Here is a 14,536-nt window from a genome sequence, read left to right on the forward strand (position 1 = left end):
AAAATACGATCTTTCCGTAGAACCAGATTTTGAACAGAAAAGTATTAAAGGAAACAATAAGATAAGTTTTGAAATCATTAAAGATGTTACCAATCCTGTATTCCAGATTGACCTTCGACAACCTATGAAGGCGGATAAAGTAGAAGGTAATTTCCCCATTACCACTTATAAGCAGGATGGAGATTTCATTTTTATCACAGCTAATAAAAAGTTTAAAAAAGGAGAAAAATACACTATTGACGTTACCTATTCCGGAAATCCGGTCATTGCTAAAAAAGCACCATGGGATGGCGGTTGGGTTTTCACAAAAGATGAAAAGGGAAATCCTTGGATGAGTGTTGCAGACGAAGGAATCGGAGCTTCTATATGGCTTCCTACTAAAGATATCTGGAGCGATGAACCTGATAATGGGATTGTCATGAAAATCATTACTCCCAATGATCTTGTAGGGGTTGGAAACGGAAGGTTGATCGATAAAAAAACGAATGGAAATAAAACCACTTATATCTGGCAGGTAAAAAATCCTATTAATGCTTATTCCATTATCCCGAATGTTGGTAAGTATGTGAACTTTAAGGATACTTATAATGGGGAAAAAGGAAAATTGGATTTAGATTATTGGGTATTGGACTATAATTTAGATAAGGCAAAGAAACAATTCCAACAGGTAAAACCTATGCTTTCTGCCTTTGAATACTGGTTTGGCCCTTATCCATTTTATGAAGATTCTTATAAACTTGTGGATTCTCCTTATCTGGGAATGGAACACCAAAGTAGTGTTGCCTATGGAAATAATTATCAGAATGGCTATCTTGGAAGAGACCTTTCAGGAACAGGAGTAGGGTTGAATTGGGATTTTATCATTATTCATGAAAGTGGCCACGAATGGTTTGCCAATAATATCACGGCAAAAGATCAGGCAGATATGTGGATTCATGAAAGCTTTACCAATTATTCCGAAGTTCTTTTTACTGAAAAATATATGGACAAAAAATCGGCAGACATCTATGCTATCGGCATCCGCAATATCATCAATAATGACATCCCGATTATCGGTCAGTACGGAGTACGAAACGAAGGAAGTGGGGATATGTACCCTAAAGGTGCCAATATGATCCACACCATAAGACAAGTCATTAACAATGATGAAAAATTCAGACAGATCTTAAGAGGATTGAATAAAGAATTCTATCATCAAACTGTCACAACAAAGCAGGTCGAAGATTATATTTCATCTCAATCAGGAATTGACTTTTCCGGTGTTTTTGATCAATACTTAAGAACAATAAAAATTCCTACTTTAGAATATGTTCAAAATGGGGATAATTTGAAATTCAGATATACAGATGTGGTCAAGAATTTAAAACTTCCTGTCATAATCAATAATGGTGATCAAACCATCAATCCAACCGAGGAATGGCAAACTGTAAAGCTAAAGAAAAATACTCCGGTTGAATGGAATAATAATTATTATATCGATTACAAGGACGTTCAGTAAATAAGCAAAGGGCAAATTCGCAAACAGCAAGTTTGCCTTTTTGCTTTCTTGAGTTTAAAATTTAAGAAAAGTTTAATACTTTGTTCCGTAACAAAATGAGTAAAAAAGCAACTATTTAACTATAAAATTAATCTTAATGAAAAAAATAGCACTTAGCTTAGGCCTTTTTGCCGCTTTTTTAGCGAATGCACAGTCTATTAAAACAACCATTGATCTCATCAATGTGAAAGATGATAAAGTAGCCGTAACGATGGAATTCCCTAAGATGAAGTCTGGTGATGTGAAATTTCATTTTCCTAAAACAGTTCCCGGTACTTATTCTGAAGACGACTATGGAAGATTTATAGAAGGAATCAAGTTTTACGACAATAAAGGTAATGAGCTTACGTATACAAAAGTTAATGACAATACCTATTCTTTAAAAAATGCTCAGAATTTAAGCAAGGTTACTTACCTCGTTAATGACAGCTTTGATGAAGAGATGAACACTTCTAAACATAAAGCGGTATTCTCCCCTTCAGGAACTGATATTGAAGAAGGAAAAGTGTACATGATCAATACTCATGGATTTATTGGGTATATTGATAATATGCAGGATGTTCCTTACCAATTGGTTGTCCAAAAGCCTACCGGTTTCTATGGAACAACCGCTTTGGTAGATCAGGACAAATCAGAGGCTACAGATACTTTTACTTTAGCTAATTATGCTAAGGTGACAGACTCTCCATTGATGTATACTAAACCGGATTATATTGCTTTTAACGCAGGAGGAATGGAGCTGGTATTAGGCGTTTACTCTCCTACCGGAAAATATAAAGCTGCAGATTTTAAAGATAATCTTGAAAAAATGGTAATCGCCCAAAAGAAATTCTTAGGGGATATGAATACCAATAAAAAGTATGCGATCATGCTTTATTTATCCGGAGGCGACGGACCTCAGATTAAAGGATTCGGAGCTTTAGAACATCACGAATCTACAAGTGTTGTACTTCCGGAAGCAATGCCAAAAGATGCAATCGATAAAACCATTACCGATGTTGTGTCTCATGAGTTTTTCCACACTGTAAATCCTTTGAAGACTCATTCTGAAGAAATTCATTATTTCGACTATGCAGATCCAAAGATGTCTCAGCATTTATGGATGTATGAAGGAGGAACAGAATATTTTGCCAACTTATTCCAGATCCAGGAAGGTTTGATCAATAAAGATGAATTCCTTCAGAGAATCGGTGAAAAAATCACCAATTCCAAGAATTATAATGATACGATGCCGTTTACGGTAATGAGTAAAAATGTTTTAAAAGAAGGATACAAAGATCAGTACAGAAATGTATACGAAAAAGGAGCTCTTTTAGCCATGTGTCTGGATATTGAATTGAGAAAACTATCCAATGGAGAAATGGGATATCGTGACATGATCAGAAAGTTATCTCAAAGATTCGGAGAAAATAAACCTTTCAAAGATGATAAGTTAATTGATGAATTGGTGACCGTAACCGGATATCCGCAAATAAAAGATTTTTATAATAAATATATTGCAGGAAGCCAGCCGACACCTTATGCAGAATACCTGAGTATGGTAGGGGTAGATATTCAGAAGCAGGAAAGCCGTCCTCTTTTCTGGTTTATTAAAGATCCAAACCAGACAGGTTTTGATGAGAAAAACAATGCTTTTGCTTTTGATGAAAATTCAGCTTTGTCTCCATTCGCAAAAAGTATCGGATTTAAAATTACAGATGAAGTACTTGCCTTAGATGGAAAAACGGTGGATATTAAAAACGTTCAATCTTTTATTGGTTATACCCAAACCATTAAAGAAGGACAAGACGTTAGCGTAACCATCCTAAGAGATAACGCAGGAAAGAAAGAAAAAATGATCCTGAAAGGAAAAGCTATTCTGGATAAAATGACTATGGAAACTCCTTCATTCAAAGCGAATCCAAGTCCGGCAGAACAGAAACTACAAAATCAGTGGCTCACTGGCAAAAAATAAATACAAAAGCGGTTGTCTCAAAAGTCAAATAATTTTGGTTTTTGTCATTCTGACGCAGGAAGAATCTCATTGATAATTAATTGTTTGAGATTCTTCACTCCATTTCATTTCGTTCAGAATGACACTTTTGAGAACAACCGCTTTTTTTATGTTTGATATCTAGTGAGTTTTTTTATATTTCACTTACTCTTTTTTAATGGTAATTCTAAAAGTACTTCCCTTTCCTACTTCAGTCTGAGAAATCTTGATATCCCCATTATGGTATTCCTGAACTACTCTTTTCGCTAATGATAATCCTAGTCCCCATCCGCGTTTTTTGGTAGAATACCCTGGCTTAAATGCATTTCTTGCCTGTTGTTTAGTCATACCGCTTCCGGTATCTTTTACTTCAATCAGAATATTTTTGTTTCGTTCAAAAATAGACATTACAATAGTACCTTCTCCTTTCATGGCATCCACCGCATTTTTCACCAAATTTTCTATCACCCAGCTCATCAAGATTTTATTATGAGGTACTAAAAGTGTATAGGTTGGAAGATGTAGGGTAAAGTTAATTTTCTTTGAAATTCTTGTTTTTAAATAATCAAAATTTTCCTGAATCGTTTCATTGAAGTTCATGTCATTCAGTTCCGGAACAGAACCTATTTTGGAGAATCTTTCGGAAATGGTTCTTAATCTTTCAACATCTTTTTCCATTTCATGAACTCCATCAGGCACTGGATTGTCCATTTTCATAATTTCCATCCAGCCAATCATAGATGACAAAGGTGTTCCGATCTGATGTGCTGTTTCTTTTGCTAATCCTGCCCAAAGATAGCCTTCATCCGTTTTTTTTACTGTTCTTAAAAACCAAAAAACAAATAGTAAATATAATAAAATGAATAATCCTAAAAAATACGGGTAGTACCTTAAATTATTAAGCAATTCAGAATTATCGTAGAATACTAACTGTTTACCTCCATTAGCAACTTCAATCTCAAAAGGATCATAATGACTTTCCATTTTAGTAATTAATCTACTTAATTCATTAGGGTTTTTCAAAATTTCCTTGGCAATATTTCTGGAACTTCCTTCAAATAAAAAAGGTTGTTTGTTTTCGTCTGTAAGGATCGATGGAATTTGATCATTCTCTGTAAGAATTGCAAATATAAGTTCTTGAGTTTCCGAACTTTTCTGTTGATTATCCTGTAAAATTTTGATTGCTGTAGCAAAGACTTTTATTCTTTCAGCTTCTTTTTCTCTTAAATTTTTGATGAGGAAATTGGATGATACAATTAACGCAACAACTACAATTGTTAATATTGTAAACACAAACAAATTATTAATTCTTGATAGAAGCGGACGGTTTTTCATTCAAAATTTATTTTAAAACATTCAAAATTTTCTGCAACTCCGTATTTCCACTTCCCTGATAATTGTTAATGATGATCGAAAAAACATATTTCTTACCATCTTTTGCTGTCTGGTATCCTGCAAAAGATTTAGTATCTCTCATCGTACCGCTCTTCATTTTCATTCCGTTATCCTGAACCGGGAAACCATCATAGTAGGCTTCAAACCAAGATTGTTTTTTGGCATATAATAAAGCCTGGACTTCGGCTTTTGCTGATACATAATTTTGAGGAGAAAGCCCACTTCCATCTGCAAAATTGATCATATTCGAGTTGATTCCCTTTGATTTCCAAAAGTCTTTAAGAAAGGCGACACCACTTTTAAAACTAGAATTTCCTTTCTTTTCTTTTCCCAGAGTTTTAATCAATGTTTCTCCGTATAGGTTTACACTTTTTCTCAAAAACCAGTAAACAATTTTATCTAACGTGGGAGATTCATAAGTCAGAATAATATTATTTTTCGGAGCTTCTAAAGCTTGCTTACCTTCTATTTCCAATTGTGAGTTGGTTACCGTCTTTCCGGAAATCTCAATCCCTGCTTCTTTTAACCATTGTTTCACTTCGACACCTAGCTGCAAAGGAGGGTTAGGGGTAGAACCGGAAACTGTTACTGTTTTTCCACCGGGAAGCATCCCGTTGATTAATGCTACTTCAGAGTGAGGTGCTGTAAAGATTAAGCTTTGATCTGAGCTTCCACCGGATTTCAGATCATTAAGCCACTTCACCCCTTCTAAGGGATATGAAAAACCTTTAAAATCAGTTCCGTTAATATTGATATCAAACTGATTTTCCTTCCAGTTGATTCCCCAAACCCCTGCTCCATAGTAATTTCCAAGATCGTCCCATGGCCAACCTCCAGGAATCGTCTGATGGTCAAAATAAGAATCATCAATCACTAGATCTCCCGATATTTTTGTGATTCCGGAAGTTTTAATAGCTTCGATCAGTTTCTTTTTAAAATTTTCGGGCTTATAAGCATCATATCTCCAGCTTCCCAGAGTAGGATCTCCATTTGAGCTGATAAAGAGATTCCCGTTCAATACACCTCCGGATACATTTCCGGAATAGCTTGAAGTTGTTTTATAAGTATAATTTTTGCCTAAAGTTTCCAATGCGGCACCTGCTGTAAAAATCTTCTGGGTAGAAGCAGTTGAAAGCCCCTTATTACCTTGATATTCATAAATAAGGTTACCATTTTCATCTGACACATAAAATGATAAATTAGCAGCAACAGCGCCCGAAGAATCCATAAGATCTTTAGTTGCTTTATCTAATTTTTGAGCCATATTCTGAGCAGAAATCATCTGCACGGAAAGAGTGAGAACAGCAAGTGTTTTTTTCATTGCATTGTGGGTTTATTGATTGTTTTGCCAGCCATAATTTTTCACATCAAAATACTGTTCACAAAACATTTTATGAATTTAAATCTTAATCAAATATAACAAAATAAGAATTTATTCTGACAGTAAACTTCCAGCCTCTATTTCGTAAGGTTCTTGACCTTTCTCAAAAATTCTGGTCAGCTCATTTCCTTCAACACTAATGGTATTTCCAATTCTTCTGATCCAGTTTCCTTCTCTTAATCCCACCACTTTAATATCATTTTGGGTAAGGAATTCCCTGATCCTGGTTTCTCTGGTTTCTCCGTTATGCTTCAAATCGGGATTCGGATCCAGGTAGTGTGGATTGATATTGAACGGAACCAGCCCCATACAATCAAAGCTTGGTGGATAAACGATCGGCATGTCGTTCGTTGTTTTCATATTTTGTCCACCGATATTACTCCCTGCACTACATCCTAAATATGATTTTCCATTGGTTACGTTTTCCTTAAGGACAGACATTAGCCCTTCCTCATGTAAGGTTTTTACCAATAAAAAAGTGTTTCCTCCTCCTGTAAAATATCCTTTTGCCTGATGAATAGCCTCTGTTTTATTTTCGAATTCGTGAAGCCCCTTTACCTTAATATTGATTGTTTCAAAAAAAGAACGTGCTTTTGCAGTATAATCGTCATGAGAAATTCCTCCGGGTCTGGCAAAAGGGATAAATATAATCTCGTCAATTCCTTTATATAATTGAATTAATTCCTCTCTTAAGTATTCCAGATATTCTCCACCAAAAAGTGTGGAAGTTGATGCTAATATGATATTCATACAAGAAAATTATATTAAAAAAATAGTTGAAACACAAAGATAGACCCAAATATCAACGAATCAAAAATTAAATTAAAAAAATCGTTTTATCCGTTAATATTTTCTAAAAAAGCCTAAAGCTTCTAAAATTTGAAGGTTTATGGAATTATTATTGAATTTTAGAATTCAGAATTTTAAAAATATACGATTATGAAAATGGCGAAAGTGAATATTAAAAATCTGTTCTTAGGTTTAATCTTTGTAGGAACGGCAAGTTTTGTCAATGCACAAACAACTCAGGGGGAAAATACAAATCCAACAACAAGTCAATCCACCAACCTTACTATTGAAGGTCTTAAAAAGCAAATTGAAACCAATCCAAAGGACACGGAATCATTAGCTAAATTAGCAGCTGCTTATCAGGAAGCATCAGATTGGGCCAACGCTGTTGATACCTGGAAAAAAATATCGGCTTTATTACCAGATTGGGCTCCATCTTATTATAGCCAGGCCTATGCTTATCAATCTGCTAAAGACGATGCCAACGCAAAAATTGCTTATGAAAAGTATATTGCCACTGTAAAACCTGAAGAAGTGGAACAGAATAAAAAGAATCTGGCATATGCTTATTTTTATATTGCCTTTGCAGAACAGCAAAGTGATCCTAATAAAGCAAAAGAACATATTGCTAAATCTATACAATATGACCCTACAAACCAAGACGCTATTAAACTTAGCAAAACTCTAAATTCATAATAAAAAGACCGGAAAATTTCCGGTCTTTTTATTTCTAATCAATCTTTTTTCCAAAGAAATCTGTTTCTCCGTGCAGGTGTCGAATGATTTTTTCAATATTCCGTTGTATACCGGCTTCTGTTTTTAAATTATTGATGTACCGAATCAGTTCATGCCTTCTTGATGGGATAAGCTTTTCAAAATTAGCCGTCGCAAGATGACTATTTTTAATTGCCTGTTCCAGTTTTGGATGAATGGAAATACTTCTGTCGGTATTATCATATTCTACCGTAACCTCAATAGTTTCCCCTATCCTTTTCGGAGAATTTTTAAGCATGAATAAATTGATATACAACCTCCACTCTCCTGAATATTTCATCAGGTTTTGTTTAAAATCTTTTCCATTTACAGTACCTTTTACCGGAATTGGGCTTTTGTTCTTTCCCGAATCTTCAAAAATCTGATTCAGTACTTCATCCGGGACAAATACAAAAGGATTGATTCCAATGATTTCCAAGGTTGCTTTAAAACTGTTTTTATTCATGAGAATTAGCGATATGCATTCAAAATTAGGAAATAGACCTGAATCTCATATCTATTTCAATTTATTTTTTTGATATATTTCCTTTCTCAGACTCTCTTACTCTTCCACTCCCACTCACTCTAAAACACTCCCACACTCAAACCAATCTCTCAACTCCGGAACTCCAATTCCCATACTTATAATTTCTAATTCATCATTTATAACTCAATTAATTCCCCTATCTTTGTAACAAATAAATCTATTTATCAAAATGAAATTTTTTATTGACACAGCTAATTTAGAGCAAATCAAAGAAGCTAAAGACCTTGGAATTTTAGATGGTGTAACTACCAATCCTTCATTAATGGCTAAAGAAGGTATTCAGGGAGCTGAAGCAATCAAAAACCATTACAAAGCAATCTGCGAACTTGTAGACGGAGATATTTCTGCAGAGGTACTTTCTACCACTTATGAAGAAATGATCAAAGAAGGAGACGAATTGGCTGCGATCCACCCAAATATTGTGGTAAAGATCCCGATGATCAAAGACGGTATCAAAGCTTTAAAATATTTTTCTGACAAAGGAATCAGAACGAACTGTACATTGATTTTTTCAGCAGGACAGGCTCTTTTGGCAGCAAAAGCAGGAGCAACTTATGTTTCTCCTTTCCTGGGAAGATTAGATGATATTTCTACAGATGGATTAAATCTTATCCAGGAAATCAGATTAATTTTTGACAACTACATGTTCGAAACTGAAATCCTGGCGGCTTCTATTCGCCACTCTATGCATATCATCGATTGTGCTAAAATTGGTGCTGATGTTATTACATCTCCACTTCCTCCAATTTTGAGCTTATTAAAGCACCCATTAACAGACAACGGATTGGCTCAGTTTATTGCAGATTCTCAGAAATTAGCATAAGAATTGACAACAATTTAGATATAAAAAAGAGGCTGTCTCAAAAGTGTCATTCTGAATGAAATGAAATGCAGTGAAGAATCTCATATAATTGGTTGTCAAAGAGATTCTTCCTTCGTCAGAATGACAAAAGCCAAATTATTTGACTTTTGAAACAGCCTCTTTTATTTTTAGAAACATTATATTTATTGCAACAGATCTAGCTCTAATATATTATTTTGTTTTTTCAGATCGTTTTTCATCTTCTTTTCCCGATCATTTTTTATATCCTTACGATCTGTTAATTTCCCTGATTCATCTATTTCTTTAAGAACTATCCCTTGGGCCATCATCTGTCTTTCACTTTTCATCGGATCTTCAAGATAATCTTTAAATGTCTTTTTATATTTTACTTCACTGAGCGTAACAAGCTGGTTGAATCGTTCCTTTTCTTTAGTGCTTTGCCATTCATACCCTACAGGAAGTTTTTTACTTCCTTTTAATTCGAAAGAATGTGTTTTGGTGGCATCTTCAAGCTTTACAATTAACCCCGGAAGTCCGTAAAATTTATAGGGTCCGTCCTGAATAGGTAAATCTATCGTAAACCAAGCCGTCCATTTTCTTCCCGCAAAATCACAAATAGCTTTCTGAGTAGTAAATATTCCAATTTTTTCCTTATCTAAAAGAATTTTCCACTCTTGTCTTCTACTATCCTGAACCATATATTCATCCGCAGCCAAATTGTTGAAAAAATTGACAGAATAATCCGGATACATCTTTTCAACACTATAATAAACCTTACCTTTATTTTTAATTTTTGAGAAATCTATTTCTGAACTTTCTGCTTGAAGTTGTTTCTCCATAGCAGCTGCCATAAGAGAGTCTGTCTCAAAGGAATCTTTGCTGTAAAACTTTGATCCTTTAGGCACCACATCCAAAAGCATTATTTCAGTTTCGGGTTTATCTTTAGCCGTAGAGTCTAAAACATATTTGTATTCATAAATAAATCGTTGATTTTGAGCGTTCATAATCATACTCAGCAATAGAATAAATACGACGATTAGTTTTTTCATGATTATTTTGAGTTTGGTGATTTTAAATTCAAAGTTCAAGGTTTAAAGTTTAAGGTTGATTCAGTTGATAATATTACCTCACTATTTCTTACACTCTGAATAAGGCTTAAAAGTAATGAATATTTCTCATATTCAAAGATTTGACTTCTCAACTTAATTCCTTTTAAACAAAAAAACAGGAGTCAACTCAATGCTTCCTGTTTCGATAAAAATAAAGATATAATTTTAATTCACCAGATCCGGTTCAATCGGATTATTATCTTTTTGCAGAACTTCTTTCGTTCTTTTTTCCATTTCTCTGAATACCTGATTAGGGTCTGAAATTTCTTTACCATCTGATGTTTTCACTTTAAAAGAAACTTTGGAACCTGACTCGCTACCATTTTTCATCATCATTTCTCTCATATTTTTGGTAGGATCATTTGCATAGGCTTTCCATACTTTCTTAAACTGATCTTTGGTTACTTCAATGTCTTTTCCTCCCAATCCCAGTATTTTTATATTCTCAGGAAGTTGTATTTCTTTCTCTCCTTCCTGAGTTTTTATGGTTTTGTTGCCCACAAGTGTCATACTATGAGAACCTGTTGTATCTTCTATTTTTACAATAAGCCCCGGAAGTCCATAAAACTTATAAGGTCCATCCTGGAAAGGAATCTCTGTTGTAAACCAGGCTGTCCACTCTCTTCCTCCAAAATTTGTTGTTGCTTTCTGAGCATTATATTCTCCGATCTTTTGCTTATCAGGTAAAATTTTCCAGTCGGGTTTTTGATCTTCCCGTATTTTATACTGATCCATAGAGACACTTCTGAAAAGATAGGTTTTAAAATCTGGGTATTGTTTGGTTACTTTGTAAGAAACCTGTCCCGGCTTTTCTCTTCTATTAACACTTATACTTCCTCCTCCGGCTTTAAGCTGTTTTTCAAGCTCCGCTTTTCCTATAGAGTCTGCCACAAATTTATCATGGCTATAATAGCTGGAACCATCTTTATCAATATCCAACAGCATCATTTCCTTCTTTACATCTCCTTTATTATTGGAATCCGGAATAAACTTGTATTCATAAAAAAACCTATTGGTTTGGGCATTGGCCAATATGCCCAGTAGCATAAAAAACAGAATTTTACTTTTCATAATTGGATGATAAAAAAAGCTTTGTCAGACTTTACATCAACAAAGCTTACTAAAAAATTATTTTTTTGTCTGAATTCTTATTTCATTTTGTGTACCTTTTACAATACTCTCTTTGATCACATTCATACTTGCGATATTTTCCGGTTTTAGATTATTCACTTCTTCTTTAGAAGTTTCTCTTCCATCTATGTAATATTTTACATTATCCCAACCGGTCACTTTGAATTTTTTAATACCATTCATTGCCATATTTCCATTTCCTTCTTTTTTGATGAAATCAGCTTGCATAACAATGATCTTTGGTTCAGTATTCACAGTAGTAAAATTGGCTTCTTTAAAATATTTACCTGCAGTCTCCCTGGCTATTTTTTCAGCTTCTACCCTCGCTTTTTCAGCCTCTTTTCTTATTTTATCGGTATCAAGTCTAATCTGATCACTTTCAAGTCTTGCTTTATCGGCTTCCTGTCTGAGTTTATCAGCTTCTTTTCTCACTTTCTCTCCTTCTCTTCTTGCTTTCTCACCCTCAATTTTGGCGTATTTCATATTTTTTGCTGCTTCTATTTGAGCTTTTGCAGCTTCTTTAGCAGCTCTTCTAGCCTCTCTTTTGATTTTGGCAACCTCTTTCTTATCAAGTGGGTCCATGTTTTCTAGCTCCTTCATCTGGTTTTTCCATTCGGCAGAATTAAAATACTCTTCCACATGTTGGGTAGATTCATTGGTAATCTCGGTCATTGCAGAAACTAAATCATCTATTTCTTCCATCTTTTTTTCAAAAGCATGGCTATCAGGATTTAATTTACTCAGTTCTTTTTGTTTTGTATCAATCTTTTTTTGAAGTACTGTCAATTTTTTATTGGATTCATCTGGATCAGGTAATTCTGTTCTCTCTTTTTGTTCTTCTTTTTCTTTTACAGTATCTTTTTTGATTTCTGAAACAACTTTTTTAATGGAAAGGTTGGTTTCTTCAATTTCTCTGTTCTTGGCATTCACCAGATAAGCAAAAGCTATGGTAAATACGACCGGCAAAGCTAGAATTCTTCGCGCATATCCGAATTTGGTTTTTGGTTTTTGTAACATCTTAAGTCTTTTTTTAAGGTTTGAGCTTAGAAACGGGCTGGCAGCAGGCAACTGTGTTCCGGAAAAGTGGCTTGCTAAAAGCATCTGCGCAAATGCTTTGGTGTCCGAATGTTTTACGGCTTTTTTATCAGCCAGATATTCATGAATTAAGCTAATTTCTTTTTTAATGATATGAAAAAACGGATTGAACCAGAATATGGAAGTAATCACTTCAATAAAAATTTTATCAAATGAATGTTTCTGTTCAATGTGTACCATTTCATGCTTTAAAATCTGCTTTCCTGTGTCCGAATCTAACGTAATTGTATTCTTCCAGAAAAGATTTTTAAAGTAAGAAAATGGAGCTTCGGTCAGGTTTGTACGGTAAAAATTAATCCCGTCAAAACTTTCTTTCTGAAACTGTGTCTTAAACTGCTGGATTTTAAAAATCCCATAGATCAGTTTCCCTAAAAAATAGAGAGAAACCAGTCCCAGAGCTGAAAAAATAATGCTAAAATAAAGGTTACCATTGTTTACGTTTTTTTCTGTATTAAACTTTTGAATCTTTGCAAGAAGCATATATACATCACTATTCACTTCTACTGTAAAATCATCTATTTTGATAAGTGGCAACAGCAACGATATCAACATAGCAGATAACAAATAAAATCTGTTATAATGATGAAATGTCTTGTCTTTTAAAGACAACTGATAATACAGAAACATTACACCCGAACATATAATTACTTTTATAAAATATAAAATGATAGCTTCCATGGTTGTTAGTCTTTCTTTTTAAGTTCGTCCAAAAGTATTTCAAGATCCTCTACAGTCATTTCATTTTTTTCCACTAAAAATGAAACCGCACTTTTATAAGAACCTTTAAAGTAATTTTTCACAAGACTTTTCATCGTCTTCCCTGAATACTGTTCTTTTGAAATCAAAGGAAAATATTCGTGTTGTCTACCGTGTACCTGATAATCCACGAACTCTTTGTCCTTCAACACTTTTAAAATTGTAGAAACAGTATTGGTATGAGGTTTAGGCTCCGGAAAAAGATCAAGAATATCTTTAAGAAACCCTTTTTCCAGTTTCCATAAATACTGCATTACCTGTTCTTCTGCTTTTGTTAAAGTCTGAATTTTCATATCCTGTTCTTTTATCATTCAAGTGATAGAAAATCAATAGATCTTATATCACTAAGAAATTAGTTATACAAATGTAGAAATAAATTTGATCCAAACAACTATTTTTTTAGTGATAAAAACTAAAAATACACAAATGATTGATAATCAACGAAATAAATTTACTCAAAATATATTATTTTTTTAAGAGACCGAATTCAACACCTATCTAATCAGCAGAAAAAGAGTGATTTCATATGCAAATTCTTAAAACTTGTTAAATTTTATTAAATAAAATTAAAATGAATTTGTTTAAACCGAGAAATTATATTTATTTTAGTGCTTTAAAAATTTCTCATGAAAAGATATAATTTATTGATTGTACTGTTACTGCTTATTTTTAATGTTACTACAGCTCAAAAAAAGAAAGATTCACCGGCTGCTGATCTAAGTGTATTAAAAGATACAAAATCAAAAGTCGAAGCTACCGTTCCGTTAGTTATTCAGCATCTTCAGGCTATTGCTACAAAAGAAGGTGATAATAATATTGTTACCAATGGAAAGATTATGGTAGGAAAAGAGTATGGTATCCTGGAATCTGAATGGTTTTTATACAGAAACAATATGAAGAACTGTATTTTGAATAATTCTTCTAAAAAAGCTAAAAAATGTATGGAATACCATACACAATATCTGAGAAATACATTCATTAATTATAATAATTATATCACAAACCTGACGAGAAAAAATGGATATTTGGGAGTAGAAGGAGATACAAAATTTAATTTTAAACCTGCTGAAATTGCAACAAAACTCAGTGAAGCTTACTTCAATGCGAATGATGCTGCAGGAAGAATGAAAGCGGATCAAAAAAGAGAGTTTTTAGATCAGACAATGGCTGATGATAATAAACTTGCTCCATACGCCCAATTGGCTCAATAATGAAATCATTCAAATAAAAATTAAAAGAGAATCACTT

At 33.7% G+C, this 14,536-nt stretch carries 13 protein-coding genes; 5 read left to right on the forward strand and 8 right to left on the reverse strand.

Annotation, left to right across the window (positions count from 1 at the left end; all coding sequences use genetic code 11):
• Both CW752_RS02670 and CW752_RS02675 read left to right on the forward strand, forming a co-directional pair.
• Window positions 1-1,498: M1 family metallopeptidase (locus CW752_RS02670; RefSeq protein WP_101238252.1), on the forward strand; the 1,498-nt coding region annotated here is incomplete at its 5' end.
• Between the two features lie 136 nt (window positions 1,499-1,634).
• Entirely contained in the window at window positions 1,635-3,491 is a 1,857-nt protein-coding gene (locus CW752_RS02675; RefSeq protein WP_101238253.1) for a peptidase M61, read from the forward strand.
• Between the two features lie 183 nt (window positions 3,492-3,674).
• Here CW752_RS02675 and CW752_RS02680 read toward each other — a convergent pair whose 3' ends face one another.
• The 3 genes from CW752_RS02680 to pepE all read right to left on the reverse strand — a co-directional run bounded on the left by CW752_RS02680 (window position 3,675) and on the right by pepE (window position 7,035).
• Window positions 3,675-4,844, reverse strand: a complete 1,170-nt coding sequence (locus CW752_RS02680; RefSeq protein WP_101238254.1) for a sensor histidine kinase — start codon at window positions 4,842-4,844, stop codon at window positions 3,675-3,677.
• A 7-nt stretch (window positions 4,845-4,851) separates the two neighbouring features.
• Window positions 4,852-6,225: a D-alanyl-D-alanine carboxypeptidase/D-alanyl-D-alanine-endopeptidase gene (gene dacB, locus CW752_RS02685; RefSeq protein ID WP_101238255.1), complete on the reverse strand. Its 1,374-nt coding sequence runs from the start codon at window positions 6,223-6,225 to the stop codon at window positions 4,852-4,854.
• Window positions 6,226-6,336: 111 nt separating this feature from the next.
• On the reverse strand, window positions 6,337-7,035 hold the full coding sequence (gene pepE, locus CW752_RS02690; RefSeq protein WP_101238256.1) for a dipeptidase PepE: 699 nt from the start codon (window positions 7,033-7,035) through the stop codon (window positions 6,337-6,339).
• A 189-nt stretch (window positions 7,036-7,224) separates the two neighbouring features.
• Here pepE and CW752_RS02695 point away from each other — a divergent pair, with 189 nt between their 5' ends.
• The gene (locus CW752_RS02695) at window positions 7,225-7,770 is read left to right on the forward strand and encodes a tetratricopeptide repeat protein (RefSeq protein ID WP_101238257.1); all 546 of its coding nucleotides are present in this window, start codon (window positions 7,225-7,227) and stop codon (window positions 7,768-7,770) included.
• Between the two features lie 34 nt (window positions 7,771-7,804).
• On the opposite strand, the gene CW752_RS02700 is transcribed toward CW752_RS02695, so the two are convergent.
• Window positions 7,805-8,293, reverse strand: coding sequence for a YdeI/OmpD-associated family protein (locus tag CW752_RS02700; RefSeq protein ID WP_101238258.1), 489 nt, complete (start codon window positions 8,291-8,293; stop codon window positions 7,805-7,807).
• A 250-nt stretch (window positions 8,294-8,543) separates the two neighbouring features.
• Here CW752_RS02700 and fsa point away from each other — a divergent pair, with 250 nt between their 5' ends.
• Window positions 8,544-9,197 (forward strand): fructose-6-phosphate aldolase, encoded by a 654-nt coding sequence (gene fsa, locus CW752_RS02705; RefSeq protein WP_101238259.1) that lies wholly within the window; start codon window positions 8,544-8,546, stop codon window positions 9,195-9,197.
• A 182-nt stretch (window positions 9,198-9,379) separates the two neighbouring features.
• Here the strand turns inward: fsa and CW752_RS02710 are convergent, their stop codons facing one another.
• The 4 genes from CW752_RS02710 to CW752_RS02725 all read right to left on the reverse strand — a co-directional run bounded on the left by CW752_RS02710 (window position 9,380) and on the right by CW752_RS02725 (window position 13,581).
• A complete protein-coding gene (locus CW752_RS02710) occupies window positions 9,380-10,246 on the reverse strand; it encodes a GLPGLI family protein (RefSeq protein ID WP_101238260.1) in 867 nt (288 codons plus the stop codon).
• 225 nt (window positions 10,247-10,471) lie between these two features.
• Window positions 10,472-11,377, reverse strand: a complete 906-nt coding sequence (locus CW752_RS02715; protein ID WP_101238261.1) for a GLPGLI family protein — start codon at window positions 11,375-11,377, stop codon at window positions 10,472-10,474.
• 57 nt (window positions 11,378-11,434) lie between these two features.
• Window positions 11,435-13,210: a M56 family metallopeptidase gene (locus CW752_RS02720; protein WP_101238262.1), complete on the reverse strand. Its 1,776-nt coding sequence runs from the start codon at window positions 13,208-13,210 to the stop codon at window positions 11,435-11,437.
• Window positions 13,211-13,215: 5 nt separating this feature from the next.
• The gene (locus tag CW752_RS02725; protein WP_101238291.1) at window positions 13,216-13,581 is read right to left on the reverse strand and encodes a BlaI/MecI/CopY family transcriptional regulator; all 366 of its coding nucleotides are present in this window, start codon (window positions 13,579-13,581) and stop codon (window positions 13,216-13,218) included.
• Window positions 13,582-13,914: 333 nt separating this feature from the next.
• On the opposite strand from CW752_RS02725, the gene CW752_RS02730 reads away from it, so the two are divergent.
• On the forward strand, window positions 13,915-14,499 hold the full coding sequence (locus CW752_RS02730; protein ID WP_101238263.1) for a hypothetical protein: 585 nt from the start codon (window positions 13,915-13,917) through the stop codon (window positions 14,497-14,499).
• Window positions 14,500-14,536 lie beyond the last annotated feature (37 nt).

Origin of the sequence: Chryseobacterium sp. PMSZPI (genome assembly GCF_002835665.1) — a bacterium.
Lineage (GTDB): Bacteria > Bacteroidota > Bacteroidia > Flavobacteriales > Weeksellaceae > Chryseobacterium.